Origin of the sequence: Brunnivagina elsteri CCALA 953, from assembly GCF_002289455.1 — a bacterium.
Taxonomy (GTDB): Bacteria; Cyanobacteriota; Cyanobacteriia; order Cyanobacteriales; family Nostocaceae; genus Brunnivagina; species Brunnivagina elsteri.
The window spans coordinates 1-22,154 of the sequence record NZ_NTFS01000059.1 but is presented as its reverse complement, the minus strand read 5'-3'; the positions used below and the strand labels follow the sequence as shown (position 1 = coordinate 22,154).

General features: G+C 40.3%; 26 protein-coding genes. 12 read left to right on the top strand and 14 right to left on the bottom strand.

Annotated elements, in window-relative coordinates; all coding sequences use genetic code 11:
• Positions 1 to 112: 112 nt before the first annotated feature.
• Positions 113 to 709, top strand: coding sequence for a pentapeptide repeat-containing protein (locus tag CK510_RS07870; RefSeq protein ID WP_095721181.1), 597 nt, complete (start codon positions 113 to 115; stop codon positions 707 to 709).
• Between the two features lie 371 nt (positions 710 to 1,080).
• The gene (locus CK510_RS07865; protein ID WP_095721180.1) at positions 1,081 to 2,262 is read left to right on the top strand and encodes a M20 family metallopeptidase; all 1,182 of its coding nucleotides are present in this window, start codon (positions 1,081 to 1,083) and stop codon (positions 2,260 to 2,262) included.
• A 63-nt stretch (positions 2,263 to 2,325) separates the two neighbouring features.
• Here the strand turns inward: CK510_RS07865 and CK510_RS07860 are convergent, their stop codons facing one another.
• From CK510_RS07860 to CK510_RS07845, 4 genes are all read right to left on the bottom strand, one after another.
• Positions 2,326 to 3,504: a tyrosine-type recombinase/integrase gene (locus CK510_RS07860; protein WP_095721179.1), complete on the bottom strand. Its 1,179-nt coding sequence runs from the start codon at positions 3,502 to 3,504 to the stop codon at positions 2,326 to 2,328.
• The gene (locus CK510_RS07855; RefSeq protein WP_095721178.1) at positions 3,501 to 3,722 is read right to left on the bottom strand and encodes a hypothetical protein; all 222 of its coding nucleotides are present in this window, start codon (positions 3,720 to 3,722) and stop codon (positions 3,501 to 3,503) included. Before CK510_RS07855 ends, CK510_RS07860 begins: the two co-directional genes overlap by 4 nt.
• Positions 3,713 to 6,733, bottom strand: a complete 3,021-nt coding sequence (locus CK510_RS07850) for a DUF3854 domain-containing protein (protein ID WP_095721177.1) — start codon at positions 6,731 to 6,733, stop codon at positions 3,713 to 3,715. Before CK510_RS07850 ends, CK510_RS07855 begins: the two co-directional genes overlap by 10 nt.
• Before the next feature lie 123 nt (positions 6,734 to 6,856).
• Positions 6,857 to 7,192: a hypothetical protein gene (locus CK510_RS07845; RefSeq protein WP_095721176.1), complete on the bottom strand. Its 336-nt coding sequence runs from the start codon at positions 7,190 to 7,192 to the stop codon at positions 6,857 to 6,859.
• Between the two features lie 63 nt (positions 7,193 to 7,255).
• Between CK510_RS07845 and CK510_RS07840 the strand changes: the two genes are divergently transcribed.
• The 9 genes from CK510_RS07840 (at position 7,256) to CK510_RS07805 (ending at position 11,079) form a co-directional block, all read left to right on the top strand.
• Positions 7,256 to 7,594: a KGK domain-containing protein gene (locus tag CK510_RS07840; RefSeq protein WP_095721175.1), complete on the top strand. Its 339-nt coding sequence runs from the start codon at positions 7,256 to 7,258 to the stop codon at positions 7,592 to 7,594.
• A 221-nt stretch (positions 7,595 to 7,815) separates the two neighbouring features.
• A complete protein-coding gene (locus tag CK510_RS07835) occupies positions 7,816 to 8,088 on the top strand; it encodes a helix-turn-helix transcriptional regulator (protein ID WP_211293123.1) in 273 nt (90 codons plus the stop codon).
• Between the two features lie 150 nt (positions 8,089 to 8,238).
• Positions 8,239 to 8,436 (top strand): hypothetical protein, encoded by a 198-nt coding sequence (locus tag CK510_RS07830; RefSeq protein ID WP_095721173.1) that lies wholly within the window; start codon positions 8,239 to 8,241, stop codon positions 8,434 to 8,436.
• Positions 8,436 to 8,804: a hypothetical protein gene (locus CK510_RS07825; RefSeq protein WP_095721172.1), complete on the top strand. Its 369-nt coding sequence runs from the start codon at positions 8,436 to 8,438 to the stop codon at positions 8,802 to 8,804. Before CK510_RS07830 ends, CK510_RS07825 begins: the two co-directional genes overlap by 1 nt.
• Positions 8,805 to 8,851: 47 nt before the next feature.
• Complete coding sequence (locus CK510_RS07820; RefSeq protein ID WP_095721171.1) at positions 8,852 to 9,046, top strand: hypothetical protein; 195 nt, start codon at positions 8,852 to 8,854, stop codon at positions 9,044 to 9,046.
• Positions 9,033 to 9,230 (top strand): hypothetical protein, encoded by a 198-nt coding sequence (locus CK510_RS07815; protein WP_095721170.1) that lies wholly within the window; start codon positions 9,033 to 9,035, stop codon positions 9,228 to 9,230. The genes CK510_RS07820 and CK510_RS07815 overlap by 14 nt, the downstream gene beginning before the upstream one ends.
• Before the next feature lie 49 nt (positions 9,231 to 9,279).
• On the top strand, positions 9,280 to 9,438 hold the full coding sequence (locus CK510_RS31590) for a hypothetical protein (protein ID WP_158224858.1): 159 nt from the start codon (positions 9,280 to 9,282) through the stop codon (positions 9,436 to 9,438).
• A gap of 13 nt (positions 9,439 to 9,451) precedes the next feature.
• The gene (locus CK510_RS07810; RefSeq protein WP_143289244.1) at positions 9,452 to 9,787 is read left to right on the top strand and encodes a hypothetical protein; all 336 of its coding nucleotides are present in this window, start codon (positions 9,452 to 9,454) and stop codon (positions 9,785 to 9,787) included.
• A complete protein-coding gene (locus CK510_RS07805; RefSeq protein ID WP_095721168.1) occupies positions 9,784 to 11,079 on the top strand; it encodes a hypothetical protein in 1,296 nt (431 codons plus the stop codon). The genes CK510_RS07810 and CK510_RS07805 overlap by 4 nt, the downstream gene beginning before the upstream one ends.
• A gap of 546 nt (positions 11,080 to 11,625) precedes the next feature.
• Here CK510_RS07805 and CK510_RS07800 read toward each other — a convergent pair.
• From CK510_RS07800 to CK510_RS07755, 10 genes are all read right to left on the bottom strand, one after another.
• On the bottom strand, positions 11,626 to 12,147 hold the full coding sequence (locus tag CK510_RS07800; RefSeq protein ID WP_095721167.1) for an N-acetylmuramoyl-L-alanine amidase: 522 nt from the start codon (positions 12,145 to 12,147) through the stop codon (positions 11,626 to 11,628).
• Entirely contained in the window at positions 12,144 to 12,368 is a 225-nt protein-coding gene (locus CK510_RS07795) for a hypothetical protein (protein ID WP_095721166.1), read from the bottom strand. The genes CK510_RS07800 and CK510_RS07795 overlap by 4 nt, the downstream gene beginning before the upstream one ends.
• Before the next feature lie 126 nt (positions 12,369 to 12,494).
• Entirely contained in the window at positions 12,495 to 13,634 is a 1,140-nt protein-coding gene (locus CK510_RS07790) for a phage tail fiber repeat family protein (protein ID WP_095721165.1), read from the bottom strand.
• Positions 13,634 to 14,089, bottom strand: a complete 456-nt coding sequence (locus CK510_RS07785) for a hypothetical protein (protein ID WP_095721164.1) — start codon at positions 14,087 to 14,089, stop codon at positions 13,634 to 13,636. Before CK510_RS07785 ends, CK510_RS07790 begins: the two co-directional genes overlap by 1 nt.
• Before the next feature lie 100 nt (positions 14,090 to 14,189).
• Entirely contained in the window at positions 14,190 to 14,810 is a 621-nt protein-coding gene (locus tag CK510_RS07780; RefSeq protein WP_095721163.1) for a hypothetical protein, read from the bottom strand.
• Between the two features lie 56 nt (positions 14,811 to 14,866).
• Positions 14,867 to 15,109: a hypothetical protein gene (locus CK510_RS07775; protein WP_143289243.1), complete on the bottom strand. Its 243-nt coding sequence runs from the start codon at positions 15,107 to 15,109 to the stop codon at positions 14,867 to 14,869.
• A 272-nt stretch (positions 15,110 to 15,381) separates the two neighbouring features.
• Positions 15,382 to 16,983 (bottom strand): hypothetical protein, encoded by a 1,602-nt coding sequence (locus CK510_RS07770; protein WP_095721161.1) that lies wholly within the window; start codon positions 16,981 to 16,983, stop codon positions 15,382 to 15,384.
• Positions 16,983 to 18,944 (bottom strand): hypothetical protein, encoded by a 1,962-nt coding sequence (locus CK510_RS07765; RefSeq protein WP_095721160.1) that lies wholly within the window; start codon positions 18,942 to 18,944, stop codon positions 16,983 to 16,985. Before CK510_RS07765 ends, CK510_RS07770 begins: the two co-directional genes overlap by 1 nt.
• Positions 18,945 to 19,101: 157 nt before the next feature.
• A complete protein-coding gene (locus CK510_RS07760; protein ID WP_095721159.1) occupies positions 19,102 to 19,686 on the bottom strand; it encodes a hypothetical protein in 585 nt (194 codons plus the stop codon).
• A gap of 2 nt (positions 19,687 to 19,688) precedes the next feature.
• Positions 19,689 to 20,489: a hypothetical protein gene (locus CK510_RS07755; protein ID WP_095721158.1), complete on the bottom strand. Its 801-nt coding sequence runs from the start codon at positions 20,487 to 20,489 to the stop codon at positions 19,689 to 19,691.
• A 637-nt stretch (positions 20,490 to 21,126) separates the two neighbouring features.
• Here CK510_RS07755 and CK510_RS07750 point away from each other — a divergent pair.
• A complete protein-coding gene (locus tag CK510_RS07750; RefSeq protein WP_095721157.1) occupies positions 21,127 to 21,375 on the top strand; it encodes a hypothetical protein in 249 nt (82 codons plus the stop codon).
• Positions 21,376 to 22,154 lie beyond the last annotated feature (779 nt).

The following is a 22,154-nucleotide window of genomic DNA, read 5'->3' as shown; positions in this document are numbered from 1 at the left end:
TTTATCATTACTTCGCGCACTCTTTATATCCATTTTATTCCTATTATTTCTAAAAAAAGTCGTATATGTATGTAAGTATGTCTGTACGCACTTAGGTAATAGCTGTAAAAATATGAAACAAGGAATTTTTGCCACTCTCACAGTGTTTGCTTGTTTAGGATTAGCTCAAAGCGCCAAAGCCTTGAATCAACAAGATTTAGAACAATTCAAAACCACAGGTAGCTGTCCTCGGTGCGATTTGAGTGGAGCTGATTTAAGCCGAGCAAGTCTATCTAGAGTCATCTTGCGGGATGCCAACCTCAAGGGTGCAAACCTGTCACAGGCTGACTTGAGGGGTGCTGACTTAACTGGTGCAAACTTGGAGGGTGCTGTATTAAATAATGCAAACCTGACTGCTGCTTCCTTAACAGGGGCATTGATGAAATCAGCATCACTGGAAGGAGCAAATTTAACCTTTGCCAGCTTAATGAGCGCCAATTTAGAAGCAACAAATCTCAAAGGCGCAAATACAATGATGACAAACTTTCGGGGTGCATTTTTCCGCTTAACCACAATGCCTACAAATGTCGTCACAGCAGATAAACCCTATGGTTGGTCAATGCAACGTCCTCAAAAACGCGAATGCGACAAATTTAAACTTGATGACGCTCGTGGTAGCGTTTGTGCGACGGAATTAAGAACTGAGGAAACACAAGAACAGCAGAAATAATTCGTCTCCAGGGTAGGGGCAAACGGTTGTTTGCCCTGACTATAGAGGTTCTCAGTTTAGTGAAATATATTTGATAATCGAGAATACTGTAGGGGGAAACGGTTGTTTGCCCTGATTTGTATTGCATCCAAACGAGAAACGCTATGTATATGGAATAAGGGACTTCCAAAAAAAATCAGGGCGAAATAATCAAAAAAATTAGGGCGAAATAATCGAATAAATTAGGGCGAAATAATCAAAAAAATTAGGGCGAACAGCCGTTCGCCCCTACAATACGTTGGGATAACAAAAAATCATCACGTAGATTCCCACTCCCTACTTCCACTCCCTGTATTTATCATGGAGAAAAAGTATGTAGAAAAAATTGAACGATGTTAACCCATATTAAGGATTTAGCAGCAAAATTAGCACCGCGCTTAATTGAAATTCGCCGTCATCTGCATTCACATCCCGAACTAAGTGGTCAAGAATATCAAACTGCTGCTTTTGTTGCTGGTGTCTTGTCGTCGAATGGTCTACACGTGGAAGAAGGTGTGGGCAAAACTGGTGTCATTGGAGAATTACATGGCAGTGGCAATGACGATCGCATCTTAGCTATCCGTGCTGATATGGATGCTTTGCCGATCGAAGAGCGTACCGGATTGGATTTTACTTCTAAAACAAAAGGAATAATGCACGCTTGCGGTCATGATATTCACACGACTGTAGGTTTGGGTACAGCGATGATTTTAGCGGAGTTGAAGGACGAATTACCGGGGAAAGTGCGGTTTTTGTTTCAACCTGCGGAGGAAATTGCCCAAGGAGCTAGTTGGATGGTCAAGGATGGGGCAATGAGTGAGGTTTCGGCAATTTTGGGGTTGCATGTGTTCCCGTCGATTGCAGCTGGTACGGTGGGGTTGCGTTATGGTGCTTTGACTGCGGCTGCGGATGATTTAGAGATTATTATTATTGGTGAGTCGGGACATGGCGCTAGACCTCACGAAGCGATAGATGCAATTTGGATTGCTTCCCAGGTAATTACCACCTTACAACAGGCAATAAGTCGAACACAGAACCCTTTACGTCCAGTGGTATTGAGTATTGGGCAAATTAATGGGGGAAGGGCACCGAATATAATTGCAGATAAAGTTGAGTTACGGGGAACAGTGCGATCGCTCCATCCAGAAACCCGTGCAAATTTACCCCAGTGGATTGAAAATATTGTGTCGAGTGTTTGCGATTCCTATGGTGCGAAATATCAAGTTAATTATCGTCAAGGTGTACCGAGTGTGCAAAATGATTATACTTTGACCCAGTTGTTGCAATCATCTGCCGAGGAAGCTTGGGGATGCGATCGCGTCCAAGTTTTACCGGAACCATCCCTAGGGGCGGAAGATTTTTCTGTATATTTGGACTATGCACCTGGTACAATGTTTCGTCTTGGTGTCGGTTTTAAAGATAAGGCTAACAACTATCCTTTACATCACCCTTTATTTGAAGTTGATGAGTCTGCTATTTGTACCGGGGTAATTACAATGGCTTATACGGCTCACCAATTTTGGTTGCACAAATAAATGTCTTGCCCTAACTTGATTGCAAAGAGCGATCGCACAACATTGAGTAGCGAGTGAGTAGCCTCAAAAATCTGGACAACTGGCATCTACTACATTGGGATGGCAATAATTTTTAAGGATGGTAGTTACCTCGTCTCCTACCCATAGCGCTACCTTATCGGGTGAAATTCCGTAGGTAATAGCCCAAGTGATAAAAGTGTGCCTAGTTGCGTATGGCTTGAGGTATTGGGGTATCTTCTCTTGGGTGACTAATTCACGAACTACACCGGGATATTTGTGCCCATTAGAGCCTGTTGCCTCATTCCAAAAGTTTTGGATTATGTCACTATTGAGTTTTGCGCCTGTTTTGGAGCGAAATATTAAATCTGTTTTTTTATAATTAATTGGTTTAATTTCTAGTAAAAGGGATTGCAATTTAGAATTTTCCTGAGTAGGGAAAATTCTTTTTTTATTGTTTTTAGTGCCTTTTTTTATCCCAAACATATTGCAGGACTTGTTAATGAATATTTTTGTACAATCCTCATTAATATCACTCCAGGTCAGTGCAAAAGCTTCCCCTAGTCGGCATCCCGTCCAAAATAAAAATTTAATTAATGGTGTATAGCATGAGTGCTTCCGATTAATTTCAAAAGCTTTAATGATGGTATCGCGCTGTTCTATAGTGAATGCTTGATAATCGTCACTCGATTTTTTCTTGGGCTTATTTATTGTTAATTTAGCGTAAGGATTATCCGGAATGAGTTTGCTGTCAACAGCCCAATCACAACAACTTTTAAAGCTAGCTAAGTTTTCATAAGCCATATACAAGCTTATGTTGCTTATCATCCAGTCTCTACAGCCTACTGCGTTCTGTAAACTACAATCTGGAAGCTTTTCAATGTAACGCTCGACCGCACGGTATCTCACGGCTAAAGTAGTTTTTTCTACAAACGAGGTTTTGTACTGAGTGAATCTATCCCACAATTCCGCTAAATTATATTTATATTTTTCGGTTGTTTTTTCGATTTCAGGAATATTTACTTTAGATGTAAACTGATAACTCTCCAAAGAATCATCAAATCGACCTAATACAATATCTGTTGCGATCGCATCACGCTTAAGCCTAACAATCTCGCGATTGCGCCGGGAATCCTTCATTCCAGAAGCTATAAAAAATTGCTTTTGATATCCTCGCACTCGAAATCGGATAACCAGCTTTTTAGAGCGCTTATCAACAGTTATCCACTTGTCGTCATCGGTCATTTTAGTTCGCGTAGAGGTTTCCATACCCCGTCTGTATCTAGAAGACTTAATTCATCATCTGGTTCGTCATAGTCGGGGTCGTCGCGATCGAACATCCAACAACAGCCGCAAACCCGACACATCCAGTGGTGACTCTCTGGATCAAAAAATGAGTCGGTCGAGCCGCAATTTTGGCATTTTGATTCATCAATGCCTAACTCGTTGTGGATTATTGACATAGCATCACCTCAAAATCTTTCATGCCGAATACCTGTACTTTCTTGCCGCCTGGAAGTTTGAAGGTGAAACTCGATCGCGATGGGACATGGTGAGATTTAATTTCTACGCACTGGCAATTTTCCGTCTCTACATACCCCTCAACAGTGATATGGCTGACTTTAAATCTCAAGGTCTTAACCCATTTTTTGAACTGCGATCGCAATTCCTTCTCGGCATCAACCGCTTGATTGACTACAGATGAAAATACGGTTTCTTCCTTCTCGCTTACAAATCTAAATGTCCATGAACCATCAATCTCTAATGAGGCTTTCCCCATAACTGGTCCTATTGGGGATATAAATCTGATTGTGGTAAATCCATGCGAGACTCGATCTGATAAAAGTTCTGTTGATGTAGCACTTGAACCGTCACCTTCGGTCAAACCCATGCCGGGTAACGATTCTGAACCGTCACCTGAACCGTCACCTGAACCGTCACCCGTGTTTTTATTTTGAGTATGTTCGCTGACGTACTCAGTATTTAGCCCCTCGCTTTTAGCTTCCGTTCCTACTGTTTGATCGACATTTTGGGTGTGTCGATCAGAATTTTCAAAAGGTGACGGTTCGGGTGACGGATAGGGTGACGGTTCAGGATGCTTGTACTGTATGGGTTGCGGCGGTGGTGACGGTTCAACTACTATATTGTTAGAAATTTTTATTTTTTCCATTAGTAAGTAGTCATAGGTCGGTGTGTCATCATCGACACCAGTACGCCTTAACCTTAGCCCAAGGATATATTTTCCGGTCTTGGTGACGCGCTTTTCTACTTCCCAGCCCAGGACACTTTTGCAAAGTTCCATCAGTTCGGGGGAAAAACGCTTGTGGGATTTTGCAGCGTCTCCTACCGATCGACAGTGCTTGTTGTAGGAACCAAATAAAGTATTATTTGCTGTTCCGTCCTCACCCTCGTTGCGATCGAAACCAACTGCTGTTTCTGCTGAGACATCATATATAAGGTGTTGGTTTAGCCATGCTGCAATTGAATCGACTTGTGTCCGGTTCTCCCAAAATTCCAAGGTACACTCGGTAACTTTGGCAATTCCCATTAAAGTATCGGTCACTTCTTTGTCGGGAATGCTCACCAAGTAATTGGTAAATGCTGAGAGTTCCGATTCAAAATCCTTTTCTAACCGCAGGTTGATGTTGGTTACTGGGTTGTTGCAGGGGACGGTAATCGCTCGTCGTTTGATGCGATTAGCTCCATCGCCTGTAAATACTGGGAAATTCGATAGCACCAAAACCATGCCACCAAACCTATACTGAAAGGCTTTTTTACCCTTTTCCTCGGCTCGTATCAGGTCATCACCAGTGAGGTTGAGGAATTTGCCCAAGCGTCCTGTTTGTTTGTCCTCATCAGGGAACAGTACTAGCCGCTTGCCGTAAGCGTTCGCACCCTCGAATTGGTTTGTACACCAGTCCTCTAGGGTGGTGGTGAGGACGTTTTGTTCACCAATCAAGTTAAAAACCAGGCGAGAGAATGAACCCTTGCCACTTCCCCCCACGCCGATAAGGTGAAGGAATTTCTGCAAATCGCTACGACCCTTGATTACTGCATTACAGTAGCAAAGCAATATATTTTTGATTTTGGGGTTATTGCTGGATAAATGATTTAGGAAATTGTCGATCGCATTCCATTCTCCAATTTCGGGGGAATACTCTCTAGGCAACTGCCAGGTTATGTGATAGCTGGAATTATGGGGCAATAATTCCCCGGTATTAACGTCTAAACATCCGTTAATAAACGGTAATAAGTCTTTCCTTTCTAACCACTTCCGAGAAATTAGTTCGTGCCTGAGTAGTCGGGTCGTGCTGGAGATGTAGTTGGAACTATAGCCTTCTATCCCCTCGGATTTAATAATTTGGTAAATCAAAGACTCTACATAATCGTCTGTTTCAGGACTCCAGATACCTTGATAATCAGCTTCATACCGAAACCATTGCTTAAGCTCGTTATTGAACCTCAACATGTGACGGTAATCTTCTGCTATCCTTTGAGCGATGCGGTCAGCCTGTGGTTTTTTACCAGTCTCAATGTCCTCTATTATTGATAGACCTTGAGCCTTAAATTGTTTTTCGAGTCGAATTATGGCTCGACTATATGCATTGTCAAATGCACCATCTCCACTTTTTATCACTAGATCATCCCATCCCTTCCCTTGTTCGGGTTTCCAGAATACATCTTCTACGAAACACCTCGCATCCCTACCCAATGCACCCATTAAGCGTTTTTTCCCAGAAGAAACTGCATTTTTAGCTGACTCTTTTTCATCACGGTCAAACGCTAATAACCAGCAAGTATTCTCTATTGCAAAACGACTTAAATCTGGTATTGGTTTTGGTGCAATTTTGTTTCCTTTGCTGTCCTCGTAAATAACACCGCAAGTACATCCAAATAGTGCGATCGCAATATAGCCCTCGGTTAAACCAAGTAAACCCTTCTTACCTCCTTCCGTGATGATTCTGGGCAATTTATCTTGGGTCTCTAACCACTTCCAAAAGCTACCAGTTAGGGGCACATCGATACCATACTTGCTACCTATTCGCTTCCGAATTGCTTCGGGAATTGGTGGTAAATAAGCTCTATTTCCATAACCTTTGGGAGCGTTCTCAGGTTTTTTGGGCGCTAAATATCTATACGGACGCTCTTTGTCCTCATCCCACATCCCTACTATTGCTTGCCATGTTGTACCGTCTTCATTTTTGAAGAATGCTGCATAAAAAGTATCTTCGGCTTGTTGTGCAAACCTAGTAAATTTCCAGTCCAATTCTTCATGTATTGGGGTTGAGATGTCGTTACCATCGCTATATTCCCTTGATTCATGAAATTCAATGCAAGCATTAAAAAGCACCTGGTCAATACCGCTACCATTGATAAACATGTCTCTAACAAAAGTTTTGAAGGATTCAAAACTTTCAAAGGAGTTACGCTTGGTCACAATTTCAGTTTTTATTGGTTGAATTGTTGAAATCATGGCTAAACAACTCCTGAGATTGATGTTAATTGGTAGAAATATGAGATAATCAGTAAATAAGAACTGATTAAATAATTGATTTTTTGACTTGCTAGTAAATGAAGATTACTAGCTTTTTTTTGTCTATTTTTCATGGTGTTTTATCTCACTTCGTTGATTTAAATTACTTGGTTGCATTTGAAACATTCGCTCTAATTTCTTAGTGTCTTTCTCTCTCCTTAATTCAAAGTATGCCGTCTTTAGAGGTAATATTTGTGAGGGATTGCGACGGATAAAATGATACAGGTTGCAGATAGAAATAGCGACCATCCATGTAGCATCTAATTCGCTGGTGTCAGTGTCTTCTAAAAATAATGCTCCTATTTCTTCTAGATAATGGGTTATTTCGTATTGCGCTTCTACTATTTCGGGTTGGGTTGTGCTTTGGTTTAGCCAGTTGCTTGTAGGGTCGTTGTCCATTGGGTGTTAGGGATTAGGTGTTTGCGGGAAGTATAAGGGGGTAGCGTTAGGTGCGGTTTTGCAATGGAGTTACGTGATAACGACGTGATATCAATGGATGCAGGGAAAAGCCTTACATCAAGTCCCACTTTTCAAGTAGAAGAAGCACTCGCAAGACTTAAATCTAGGTTTTTCTACAACGGCTTCCCTCAAGTTGAATCCTTCTATTTTTCGGATGAGGGAGTGAGATGCAAGATGTTAAGAGCTAATGGAAGTGGATGGAGAAAAGGGAAAATACGATTTCGCTTAGAATTTATCCCAGACGAGAAGGATGAGATAGAGGTACAAGTAACAACGGTCAAACAAAGCTTGTTACCCGCTTCCCCGTTGGACGATTTGAGGGAAAACTTAAATATTGAGTAGTAAACCTCCTTAATAAGTAGCGCCGCCACTGCAATGGCGGTTTTTTTGTGCCCATAAAGGTACTCACTCGCTACGTGTATTCGTACTTCCGTAGGTTTTCGCTTCAAAATGAGCGGTCAATTTGGTTGGATTATTAGAAGAGGGCGGAAAGTCTAGAAAACGGTTCCGCCCAATCCACTTTAGCAAGCGGTCTCAAAAAGCGCCCTTTAAAGGCGCTTGTTTTGAGCGCTCAATATGATAGTATGCAAAAAGAGCAAATAAATCAACCTCGGAGATATTCAGTGTTTAAGGAACTGCGAGAAGAAGCAGGTCTTACTCAAGAGCAGCTTGCCTACAACCTTAAAAAAGCGGTTTCGACTATTAGACGTTGGGAGGCAGGAGGTGAAGAACCTAAAATGACCCGTGCTGAATGGGCTGATTACTGCAAAGTCGTAGGGAAAAGCTTTGATGAGTTACCCCAACTATTAGGGATTCTCACTGAGTCTCAAGGCTAGATGTGTTGATTTAGCCCGAAAACGAAACAAACAGCTGTGCGATCGCATGGCTGTTACCAAAATAAAAAGTGCAATTGCTAGAGATACGTCTCACCTGTGGGTTATTGCGATCGCGCTTTCAAACATAAAACTTTACCAAGGAAAAGGATAATGACCAGTCCAGAAAACATCGATGAAGCAATTGAATATTTTCGCGACTTAGGAATTGAGCCGATTGTCCTCGAACAAGGCAATGAAGATAGCCTTGCTAATCTCTTAAACGCTGTCACCGAGGCAATCACAGGAACCGAAGTGCAAACCACATCGCCTTTGGATACTCAAAACAATGACGGAACGAACCATCAATAATGAGTGAAACAACCGCGCATACCAACGGTATATCAGCATCAAACACCACCAAAGACAAGGGTAAACCGCCAAGAAACAAGCGTAACTTACCCCCTTTAACCACCTTTGGCAGTGCTGCTGACATGAGGAAGGTGCAGTATACAGCCCTTGTTAGTGACGTACCAACCGACTTCTCTAACCTTGAAAACAACGAAATATTTTCCCTTAACCAGGATGGCTCATTCCCAATGATTAGGGTTTCTTGCAGCAAAGCCACGTCCTTACACGACGGGAAAGCATATCCATGTGGGAGCGGTCGCTGTTATCGTATCTCTCTATCCGCTCACCCAACAGTAGAAACAAGAAATAATCAAACCGGGAAGGAATAACACTCCCACCCGGTTCTAACTTCCACGAAATAGAAGGTAAATCCATCATGACAGACAAGTACGCAGAAAAACAAATTCAGTTTTACGAAAAGGCTAGTTCCCAAGAAGAAAAAGACGACGCACTATACAGATTGGGAACTCATTTAGAGGTAATCCCTTGCAACGGGAACGCCAATCTCACCCCCGAACAGCGCGACACAGTTATTGATGCAGCTAAAGGAGGTAAAAATGAGCGAGGTTAATCAAGAATTTTATCAAGTAGCTTTCCAGGTACTAGTTGAAGAGTCGGTCCCTGAATATTTAGCGGATGCAGCAGCCCGAATAGTAGCCAGTGATGATATTTCAGATCAAAGCTTGGGCAGAACTCCTATTGATATAGAAATTTGTGCCCAAGTAGCTCAAATAGTTACCGACGGGAAAAACTAACTTTTCTCTCTAGTTCTACACATAGCCCCTACAAAGGGGCTTTTTATTCATGAATGAACCGCCAAATAGCTTTAAAAACGCACTAGGGGAAGCAATGGGAGCTTTAGTCATCCTTTTATTGCTAATGCCATTAGCCGCAATTACCGTTCGCGGTGCAGTCGAGATTACCACAAAACCTATGCAGTGTATCAACAGTGGAAAACAATAACGAGATTATACAGGTGTCAGCAGCGCCAACACCCGCACTCGCTCAAACCATCAGGTCACAAGATATTACCAAACAGAGGGTAACAAAATGGTTAACATTTGATACCAAAGACTGGGAAGACGTATTTTTTAGCGCCATAGTCCATCTATCCGTGCCCATGTTTGCAACTTCAATATTGCTTAGTGCAGAAGGTATCGCCAAACTGTTGATTGTGCCTTACGTTATCACTGTTATTGCTCTCATCAGTGTTGCAGCGTGGTTAATTCGTCAGTTTCCAGAGATGCAAGCCTTAGTTTGGGGTAGGGGCGCAATCGTTGTACTAGGTGCAATACTTGGGGGTGCAATATGAAGGAATTACACCCCTCACAAGTTTATGATGCTGTTGTAGACTACCTTGCAGCCAAAGCAGTGGTATTCGGGTTGGGTGGCACAGCGTTGTTTTTGTCAATGTTAGCAGCAACATCACCCTTAAAAAATAAACCAAAATTCGCGGGAGGAAGTTGTGCGATCGCAATGTTGGGAACTATCGCCAAAAACTACGAACGCTCAAAAAAACAGCAAATAGGTGATATCGGGGAAGCTTCCCAATACGGATTCAAGCAAGTTGTTTCCTCATTGGTACAAGTTGCTTCCACAGTTACCATCAATCAATCAATGGATGGGTGGATACCTGACAACCTGATAGATATCAATGAACTTTCCTCAATGCTGCAAAAAAAGCATGGACGGATAATTGGGGGAACTGGTACGGGTAAATCAGTCCTAGCTAAAGCCTTGGTTAAGTTGTTTACCGCAGAAGTGAAAATCTACGATGTGGAAGCAACAAAATTAGACTGGCAAGGTTTTGAGGTAGTCGGTAGGGGTGAGAATTATAATGCGATCGCAAAAGCAATGACGGCTGATTTAAAGTTGTTTGCTGACAGAATCCAGGAAGCGACTAGCGACAATAATGATTATGGGTGGAGTATTTTCAAGGGCAAAACTCATATTCGCATTGTTGAGGAATATCCTGATTGCAAGGACGAGGTAAACAGCGTATATAAAGCAATTACTGAAAAAGGCGACTATGACGGGTTAGCTGACGAATGGTGTCAAAGGATAGCTCGTAGGGGTCGTAAACCGGAAATTATGCAAATACTACTCAGTCAATATGACAGTGTAGGAGCCTGGGGATTTGAACGTAAAGGAAGCTTAGTTAACTGTTTTCATGCAATTCGTCTAGGACAGTTCGCAGTTGACCGGGCAAAAAAAATAGGAGACAAACAATTGGGTAAGTGGTTGGAAGCCGACATTGAGAGTCGGTGCATGGTTGATAATCTTCCGTGCCAACTCCCAACACGAACAGAGATGATATTAATGGGCAGTGGCATAAATTCCCCCGCGACCGCCTCGCTACCCTTAACCAGTGCCCAACAACCAATACCCGACACCCAACTAAATGAACTTGAAACTTACATCCTGGACTGGGGAAAACGTAACCCCGGTCAAATTTTGAAGGCTAGAAACTTGCAGCAAGTTAGCAAATTATTTAAAAACTCTTCCCCTGATGATATTCGTATTGTCTTTGTGTCAATGGCAGATAAGGGATTAGGGGAAGTAGTTGGGGAAAGTGACAAACTAGGCTGGAAGCCCCTACAGTAAGGCTACACTTGTCTACAATCTTAATTGTCAAAACAAACCGCCAGTAAAATGCAACTTACTAGCGGTTTTTTTAGTGTTGATAAACAGTAGACGGGTAGTTTACTAGTGGTATACCCGGTCTACACCATCTACTGATTTTTTTCGCTAAAAATTGCCTATATACCGCCAAAAACCTCTCTGCACAAAGGTTTCAAGCGCTGTAGTCAAAATTTTGGCATAAGAAAAGCTGCACCGAAGGGAGGTGCAGCATCAGGTGCGTTAAGTCAACTCTGGAAAATTTAAAAAGTGCGATCTGTAATTATAGTATTTTGCTAGTAACTAATTACACTATCACCATTAATGGAGGTACGGATTAAGAAAAAAAATATTAGGGTGACGGTTCAGGTGACGGTTCAGGTGACGGTTCGGAATCGTTATCTGGTATAGGTTTCGTCAAAGGTGACGGTTCAAGTGCTACATCGGCTGTATTTTTTTCAGTTCGAGGGTAAGGAAGAAGTGCGATCGCATAAGTTGAATATTGCGATCGCTATATCTAGTTACCTAGCATCAAAATTCCAAAGACTCTTGCAATCCCTTAAAAATAGCTTCAGCCATAGTTTTTGCACCTAAGCTATCCCATAAATCACAATCGGTTTGAGAATCAACAAAGCAGCATTCTATCAGGATTGCAGGCATAAAGGAGTTTATCAGCACGGAAAAGTTAGCTTGCTTGACTCCTCTATCCTTGAACCCAAGGGAAATAAGTTTATTCAGGACAGCTTTAGCTACAGTTTTGCCCTCGCGGCTTACCGCGTAAACCTCACTTCCTTGACCACCACCAGCATTGTGATGGATTGATACATAAAAATCAGCACCTTGCGTATTAGCCGCGTTTGTTCGCTTCCATAAGCTTACTTTGACACTTTCTGCCCTAGCTGGACGGCAGTCAATTACATCTACACCCGCTTTTACTAACAAGGCTATGAGGTGTTCCCCGATAGCTTTATTCATCTCGCATTCGTTCTTAAATTTAGATGCACCCGTATCTTTGGGCGGGCAATTATGTCCAATGTCGATCGCAATCTTCATTTTCGCCCCCCTTTTTTGTCGATTTCTGCCTTCAATTGGTCAATTCGATAATTTAGAAACTCATCACGACGTTTTAAGTCTTGAGATAGATTTTCAAGTTTATTTTCGATTTTAGCTACTTGAGTTCCGGTTTTATAGCTACCATTAATAAGACCAGCTCCCAAATTGGACAGCAAGCTTATAGTGGCTATAATTGCGCCTACACTTATTCTTTGATTCATGATTTAATTGCTGTGGATTACTTACTAATCAAAGCCGATTTACTCCCATGAATCGGCTTTGATATTAACGCCCAACTAATTTGTACCTGATAGTAGATGCAAGCCTTGCGACTGGGACTACCTAAGTTATTTGCGAATTAATCGATATGTCAGGAATGAAGCAATTCTGACACCCGGTGCGCTCCCGGTTTTCAAGACTCGGTGTTCTAGAAATTCTTTATCGGTAGGTGAGAAAATTGTATTGATTGTCACGACTTTTTTTAGTTCGGAATTCGGCAATGCCCCGGTGTCGGCAACTACATTTACAGTTGCGTCGGATGTCACCCAAATGACCACATTGAAAAAATCAGTAGTGCCATTGATAGGTGAGCTACCGTTGTAATCGCAATAGGTAGAAAGCTCGATAAACAGGTAATCGTATCGGTGGTCAAGAGGGAGGAATAACGAATAGAACCCATTACCAAACGAATCTTTGCTCGGAAAATCAAATCTATATGTAGATAGTGTCTGCCATTTACTATTTATATATATCCAAGTTTCTACCCTATTGCTTGAAAGCAATTCGCTCCAAATAGTCCCTGCGGTGGGATTACTTGGGGGTGTTGTGGAAAGTTTGGGTAATTCGGTTTTGTCAGCTTTTGCATCTAAACTGGCTTGCAGCCCCGTAGTATCCGCAATTGCATGACTATGACCAATAGAGGATTTTTGGGCAACTTGGGCAAGTATCAACTGTTCGGACGCTGCTAAATCAGTCGATTCTACTTTTTCATCAAGTGCGATCGCAAGTCCATTAATATCTGCAATCTCGTGTTGATGGATAGCTGGAGATTTCCCCGATAACGCAGTAGCAGTAGTTGCGCTCAAAGCAGCTACATCGCTAGCGGCTGCTTTCGCATTAAGTTCAATCCTTAAGTCTTCAATATCATCAATCGATAAGGGTAGTTCTGTCGCCAAGTCGATCAACTCCTCAATTTTTACAGTCCAATTGACAGGCAAGGAATCAAGTCGCTGTATGGCTATCCTTCTACTCGGTATTCCATCAGGAATATTAAAAAGTTGTCCTTCTAAAACTCCTGACCTGTAACCGATTAAGCGACGGTCAAAAATAATTGATTCCACTTCTTGACCAATGGCAGCCCTAAGAGTCCCTGAAGGCTTCCCGTCAATAGTATGGGTAATTCGGTAAAGATTCCCCGTAGATATATTAGTTAACTGCCATTGCTCCGATAATTGGATATTTCCAATTGTTCGCCAAGCTAGGAGCATTAATATCCTCCAAATGTGGCAATATCATCAACTTTTTCTTCTAGTCGTTGTAGCGTTCCAGCTATATTATCGACTTCGCCTATATCCCCTTGATATTCCCAAATTGCGATCGACAGGTCAAATATCCATCTAGGGAAATTATAAGTAAGCTCGTATGTACTAGCTAAATCCATAGGAAATTTAAAAAGACTTAGCTTGTTTAAAAATACTCGCTGGTTTGTTGCGATCGCGTCCCCAACACCCGTAACCGTCAACCCTGTATATATTTTTTGAGATACCCAACCACCAGTAACCCACTTGGGTAACGCATTAAAACTACTGGTGGATATCGCAACTAGAGGTTTCTCGAATGCGATCGGGACATCTATTGGCGGAATGGGAACGTAAACGTTGCCGTTTGTAGCAGCTTGAAAGTTCCCTTGCCATTGAACTTGCCATAGTGAGGTATCTAGCATTTATCCAATTAGCAAGCCGATGATTAAAAAAAATATCAAACCTGGGATTACGAATAGTGCAAGTATCGCAATATAGAGCCAGTTTGGTATTTTAAATAATTTAAGCGCCTTTCTTAGCTGTTCCTTTTTTCTCTGATTGAGTGAGCAGTGATTGCGCTTCTGCCGAGGTGTTTGGCACGGAAGCATCGGTGTTACCTTCTGCGTCTGTTTTAGCCATGATGGGGTATTTGCGTCCACCCTTCACAGTAAAAAATGGGAAAATATCCGTAGCTGTTGGATCGGCTTTGATTTTTGTCAAGGGGATAAGTTCCCCTAAAGCATCTGCGATAGTCCAAATAGTTGCCCAAGAAGGAAAGCGGAATGTCAAGGTGTGATAAATTAAACCACTAATGTTAGGTGTCTTTTTTCCGGTTTTTAAAATTACCGATCGACTTCCTCTTGATCCAATTGCAAGCGTAAACAAAGAAGACGCAACTTGACCACCTGCATTTTCGGCACTTTGTTTTAATACAGTGCCATCGGCAAGCGTTAAAGACCTTGTATGAGCTTTTCGCTCTCTACTGATGATTAAGTTGAGGTCGAGATTATCAATGTCCAAAAATCGAGCAACATTTAATCTACAAGAGAAAAACCCAAACGGATCGGGATTTACCCTACCTGCATCGCCAGGAGTTTTTCGGAGGATGGGGAAGTACATCTTCCCCAATGGTTTATCTGCCATATTTAAGAATAAGGGTTAAAAATTATTGACGTGGTACTCACGCCACGAACGTCAGATTAAGCGAGCGGGGAAATAGCCACGTCGAGGGTTACAGCTACCCGGCTACGTACCGAGTATGTAGTGATAAAGCTTTGTAGTCCAGTAGTTGCGTCGACGGTTACCGCGCCGTTGGTAGGTGCTGGATATCCATCAACCCTCGATCCAACTGCTACACCAACGTTTTTAACCCGTTGTGCATCTGAAGCCGCTTTCAAAGTCTTTGCAAAAAATTCGCTTACGGTAGTGTCAGATGGTAGCACTGCTGCAGCCGCCCACCATGCATTCATCGGATCATCACTGGGGATTTGAGCCAAAATCTCTGCAAATGTTAAATCCATCATTCCTAGTAATTATACTGAGTAATTGTTGGCTATCACAGCCTTGATATACTTAGTCTCGCTTTGTTTTTTTTAATTGTCAATATCCTAGAACGCCTACAACAAAGCCATTTCATCTCTTAAAGATTATCGGAAACCTTAAGGTTTCCGATTTCTTTTACAGCGAATTACTAGAATGTATATTATTACAAACTTTAAGTGTTATCACGGACAATAGCGTCCTTAAATCTTTTGCTTCTATCGTACAAAGTCACAGGATGCAAGTTTCCATCTAAAAATAGTTGAGAATAAATAAATTTTATTTTTACTTCTTTTCGCTTTACTGGTGGTTCTATCGGTTTCCCTAGTACAGTCTTCTTTTTAGGTGTTTCGTCATACGCTTTTTCTGGCAATAAGTTTCTAGATTGTTGAATTTTTTCTCTATCGACTGAGTGTGATTGCAAATCAAGGATTTGCTCAATCATCCTCAAGGCTTCGGATTCACTATTGACTAATAGCTTAAGTTGATATCCCTTCTCCCAATCTGAGTACGAATATAGCAATTTTCCCTTGTTCCATTGCAAAGGAGGATTCCCAAATTTAGCTTTAATTTTATTTGCTAATTGAGTTACATAGTCCAGTGTTATAGTCTCTGTAGACTTATCCATTAGCCTAAAACTAATACGCCCCTCACCTCTCCAAGCTTTTTTATCTAATTTCCTTCTCGCTAAAAAATCCTCTTTGGATTCTCGGAAGTATAAAATAATATGAGGTTTGTATGTACGATTTAATGCCTTTTCTGGTTCAAAATTATAAACAACTCCCACATCCTTATCAGCCATTAACTGATAATCAGCAAGTGTTGCAATTACCTGTTGCTTAACAAGTTCTTGAGGTCCCGCCAAGATAATGCGCTGTTCTTTGTTCTCGCGATTGGGTGTTACTTCTAAATATTTAGTTTTTCCAAGTTCCGGTACTTTCTGCTGCTTCAGTTTTTCCATTGCAAAGAAACTATCGATCGAGTTGGCTACGACATAGCCAGCCTCAACGCACCCGTCCCATGCTTCCTCTGCAAACTCTTCTACAAAATTCTGTAAACCACCGAGTGGGAGTGACTCGGTAAACTGTTCAGTTGCTGATGCGAACGACCACGGTTTACTGTTCTCATTACCCCAAGCTAAAGCCGCTTGTCCAAGTTTATCTCCAAAAAGTAAAGATACCCAGCCAACGTTGGCTTTAATTATTTTCCTAGCATTTATATATGAATAAACAATGAGATTTTGCAAGGTACTTTGCAGCATATAATTAGTTAATTGTGCCAAATTAGCTAATACTTCTTCTCCCATTTCTTCTAGGACATTTTGGATGATGTAAGCTGCCAAAGGTTCATTGACAGCAAGCATCAAAGCACCTGGAACCAAACCGCAACCAATCCATCCAAACAAATTACCCGCAGTACCTCCTAACATTCCCCCTAAAGCGTCCCACTTAGCGTTAATCTGTTGCTCTAAAGTTGCGTCACTTGCATTCCAATCAAAATTCCAAATAAATTGAGTAGTGCTAACAAATAATCCCCATAGAGTCACAAAAGTAAATTTTATTAATTCGGCTCCTTTCTCTAGAAGAAAGCCGATTAATCTCTCACCTTGGTTCCATATCCAATCCAGAGCCAGAGCCCCGTTCCCTTCTTGCTCGTTCCCTGTCAAAGTTCGGCGGTCTTCAAATTTAACTTTGAGGACTCGTTTACCGTAATCGCCAATTTTTTGACGAACTATCTTTGATTCCAATGCTTGAACTACTATATCAGCAGCGCCCATTATGTTGACCCCGTACTATCACCAATTTCACGAATTTTTGGGCGTTCCTCATAAGGTCTTCCATAAGGATTTGCATTGTCAGTAATTCCCGCTTTATTAATAAATCCAGTCTCGGCATTCTCTATAAAACTATCAAAGCGATTTTCTTGTTTGTTAGGGTCAATGTCTGGTTTCTTGATTTTGTCATTGTTGAGTACTTCCCCCGTTTGAGAATTTCTGTTTAGGAGTTCCCTTAAAGCGCCTAAAGTATCCTTACCCAAGTTTCTAAAATTCTGAGTACGGTACATTGCAGCCATATCCATTAAAGGAATCAAAAGGTCTTTGATGTCGTCTTTGTCATCATTCTCAAATCCTTTGATTTCAATCTCTGATTCTTGCAACAGTTCATCTAATCGTTCCTTTCCAACGTCAATCGCAAAAGGCACTTTACGCATTACTTGCTTGCCTTTATAACCTAAAAACTCGCTGTTAGCTCTAGCGTAATCATGGGTAATTAAAGTTGCTTGTTTTGTACTTGCAATATCAACTAAGGCTCGAATAGTTGCATTTAAAATTGCGTTAGTCTCGCTTCTAATTACTAGCAATTGTCCTAATGCTTCCGCAATTCCTTCTGCGGCGTTTGGAATTTTTATAGTTTGTTTTTGGTTGCCTTCTTGTGTCAAATCTGAATCAGCGATTTCTATTTCAATTGGATAATTGCCAGATACGGCATCCAATTGCTTTGCTAAATAAGAAGTAAATCTAGTTAGATTCTCAAGAGAAATATTCCCTTGAGATTCATCTGTGATAATTTTGGGAACGCTTACGGGATAGTCATACACTCCAATTCTCTTAGCAATTAGCTTTAAAAGCGCGTCGTTCTCGCGAACATTTGGACAGCAACTCATAGGTTTAGGTGGTGGTGGTGGTAATTTTTCGGGCACTGGAGGGGGAAAAATCCCTTTAATGCAGATAAACCCAGCAATTGCAAAATTTACGAATCGGTATGTACTTGTGTAGCTGTAAACGTATCGACCATAAAACGAATCATATTCTGTATTAACAAGGGTAAAACTTCTATTACCAAAGACACTATCTATCGTCAAGTCTTCCCTGGGTTCATAATAAGTATAAGAAGATAGAGACTGACTCCGATCGGTTGGTATATAAATATTGGAAACCAAATCACTGTAACGGTTTGTATCCATAAACTGAACGCCGGGGAAATTCTTAAGGAACCCCCTATACTTTTCCTCATCTAATACGTGTGTTGGGTTCCTGTTTGAGTCGTAATAGCTCGTCACTTTGATCGATTTTTTAAAAGTGAACATAGCTCTACCATTTGATTCATAATCACTAGGAATATCCCATCCTTCTTGTGAATAAAAATCTATAAAATCTTCCCATGAATTTCCTGGTGTTCCAGCTAAAGAATAGCTACTTGCCCAGTGGGAATTAAATCTATAATCAACTTCGCATATCCAAGTAGCTAAATAGTAATAGTCTCTATTGTTGTACCTGCCTAGCGGGGTAACTGTGGTACTGTAATCAAACTGTGTAATGTGAATTTTAAGCTCTTGATAGTTGAGACAGTTTGGGTTACTGATATTCCGGTGATATCTGCCGTCCTCACTATTTACATAGTACTTCTCATAGGCAAGTGCTAACCCATTTATGTTGCAAGTTGACTCGATCACCGGAGGTGTAGGGAATAGAGGCGGTTTAGGCGATGGATTACTAGGTGGCTTACAATTGTTACTCCTTGTGTAGTACCGCAGTCGAGGAAACTTGATATACCAGTACGAGGTATTTACATCAAAATAACTATCACATTCATCTTGGTAGGTGGTAACTGATAATTCGGCTGGCTTATCGGTTAGCTCGGTCTTAATTGAGCCGGGTAGCTCTCCACTATCAATAAGGATTAGTGGTACTTCTATCTTAAATAAATTATTACCTTTTGGAGATACAGTTTTTACCATTGATTAAAAATAAATCGTTTGCCAGTAATTCGCAATGGGTTGTTATTTAATTTTAGATATTTTGCTTTCATATTTTCATAATCATTTACCCCATAGATTGAATAAGGCATTTTGAAGTCATCTAGATTATTAGAATAGTAATAAGGTTTTTGCTTGCTCATTTTCTAACTAACTGATAAGAAAAGCCAGAGGTAACAAAATAACTATTGATAGAGACAGTAAAAGAACCAGAGGATGCCGGGTAATTTCCTAGTAGATTGATTTTGGTTGGGGTTATTTCATTATTTATTTCTGCGGTTGTTACCAAAGTGTTAACCGTAGTTCTGATGGTATCGTTAATTGTGGCAGACTTCCCGGCAAAAGCAATAGTGGCAATAAGATTTGAGCTAACAAGATTACTCCTATTCCCAAACATTAATCTTCTAGTTAAAATGCCGTTTGATGGCATCGCGGAATTTGAATAATAAGAGCCATAAAAAGATTTAATAAAATAATTAAATCTCCAATTTAATTGATAGATTTGACTCTGAGACATAGACACATCAGGAAATGGGAAATCTTGAACTTCTCCCATCCATGCATTATTATTATTTCTGCTTAAATAATTCCATTTCTGAATTAAATTATTTTCGCTGTCGAGTTCATTCCAGGCATCTCCAATTGTTGGGGATGTAGGCATAACTTGGCTAGTAATTATATTTGAGTTACTGCTAATAATTGCAGAATCATCCAAGAAAGGCATAGCTAGACGCTCCTAAATTCAGTAACTTGAATTGTGGATGCATTTACAGAATAGGCATAAATATCCCCACTATAGACGGGGACAGGAAATTCATACCCCTTTCCAGAAGAGAGTCGAATTGAATAGTCAGTATTATTGGTTGTTGCGGTATATCCAATAAATACTGCCTCATCGCTTCCGTTAAAAATGGTCAATCCAGTCTTATTACTGGCATCACTAATTAAAGTATTAGTAGCAGCTAATAAGTTTTTAGTAGCGGGAATTGCTACGTTATTTGTCAATAAATCATCTATAACAACCTCTTGCGTGACACTTCCATAAATGGTTAAAGTATCGGCACTAGTCAGCTTGCCATGTCCAACATCTTTAATGCTGCAAGCTACCTTCCCATTTGTACCAATTTCAGCAGCCAGACCATCCGTGTAAAAATCTAACAAAGAATAATTTCGATATGGATATCCTTGTTGACTAATCAAAGATATTGCGCCTACTTTTATAAAATTTATTCCATTGCTACTAAATTCTAAATCCAGTTGAATGCGGGGATTCCCCCACTCAATATTCATTATTTTAATTAATCTATCTTGATCCGTATCTTCTAGGGTGATAGCAGGAAGTGGGGCAGTAGCTAAACTATTAATTTCTGAGAAAGCTTTTAGATTTTTTAAAAATCCGTTCACCGAAATAATATTAGTATTAGGAATATTTGATGGTAATGTATTATCGAATAATATTATTCGATTATCTTGGTTGCTCGTGGTTATATCTACTGCGATAGCTTTGTTTACGTTGATAACGTTCATGGCAAAAAGAAGTTAAGATTTCTTTTATACCTCATATAGATAAGTATTGCCAGGAAAGTAGAATAATTGAGTAGCGCGATCGCACTTCACGGTCAATACCCAGATAGGTTGTTCTAGTTCCAAATAGTAAGATTTGAGTAGCAATTGAGTAGCGAAATATCGATATTTATCTACAATCCCTATAAATCAAGCGTTGTGTGAGACTGCTCACCAATTTTGGTTGCACAAATAAACCAAATTAGTACAGAGTATTTTCACTCTTTTTTCTCAGTGTAAACATAAAATTAATCACACTACTGAGACGTTACATATAGTGCTTATCGCTTGGGCGAAAACTTGCTATATAACGTCTCTACTGTTTGCATAAAAATTTTTCACCATGATATTTATACGTATAGGCTAAACATGGAAAAATAAATTTTTGCATTCTAAATTTAGAACCCTAGTTATTTAATACTCACATATTACAGTTTTTGTAATTAGACAACAGTGTAAATATCCAAATATTAACTATCTGAAGTTGCAAAAATATAAGGCAATTTCATCTCAAAAATAAACTATCTTTATATTTTTTATTTCCACATAAGTTATCACAAAAGTAGTAAAATCTTTTATAGTAGAATAATCTAAAATAGCTATGGCAGTCTCTTTTTTAGCAGCATTTAACTTACTAGATTCCCCAATCAAAATATCTGAGGAATCCTTAGTAAAGAAGGGTTTCAGTGGTGGATATCAATATGAGGTATGGAACACATCAGATACTACTGGCTACTACTTGAAGGTTTGGAAGAGTCAAGCTTATCCTAATAATGAAGCTCTGCGTGTAATTGGTAGCTTCAATTCAAAGAATGAGGCTTTGGAGTATTTAAGTAATAATTACACTTAAGATATTTTTGGAGTGTTTTTCGACACGAATAAACCCAATTTCTTAGAAACTGGGTTATTTTTTCGTTTGTTGGCAAAAACCTGGTTTCTCGGAGATGGGTTATAAAATTAGTAGGGGAACCCACGGTTGTTTGCCCTTTCTATATTTGAGTGAGTTGTAACATACAATCAAGAAGAAGATTTTTTGTACTACATCTAACAAAATTAACATCTCTGATGGCATCTCCCCATCCTGCAAATAATACGATTGATAGATACATAACTTACGCATTGACAGAAAAATCATGCGGAGGGGGTATGGTTTTCACTGCTTTGACCTTGATTTTTCGGCTTCCCACCAAGCTTAACGCAACCAAGAAAGGGTAATTTAGAAAAGCCTGAAACAACGTATTTACGTTGATACACAACATAGCTCTTTTGTACAGTGCGTAAGTCCTGAGATAAATCGATGGTTGAGATATTTTATTTTCCGTAAGTTCCTTAGTAAATCTTCATATTTATAGCAAGAAAAATATACAAATACCGCAATTAGCTAAAAAAGCTTGATTTAACGTGATTTCATCGATAATTTTAGTAACAGGTAGAGCTTGACAACCTGTTTTACCTGTATCGAGGTATGTTTATTTTTTTATAAAAAAAGTAAACTAAGATACAATTCAAAACTCCACTTTCTGAATTCTTTTGGGGGTAATTAATGAGCCGTCCAATCATACTCGGCATTGTTGGTGATAGTGCTGCGGGCAAAACAACTTTGACAAAGGGGATTGCTCAGGTACTGGG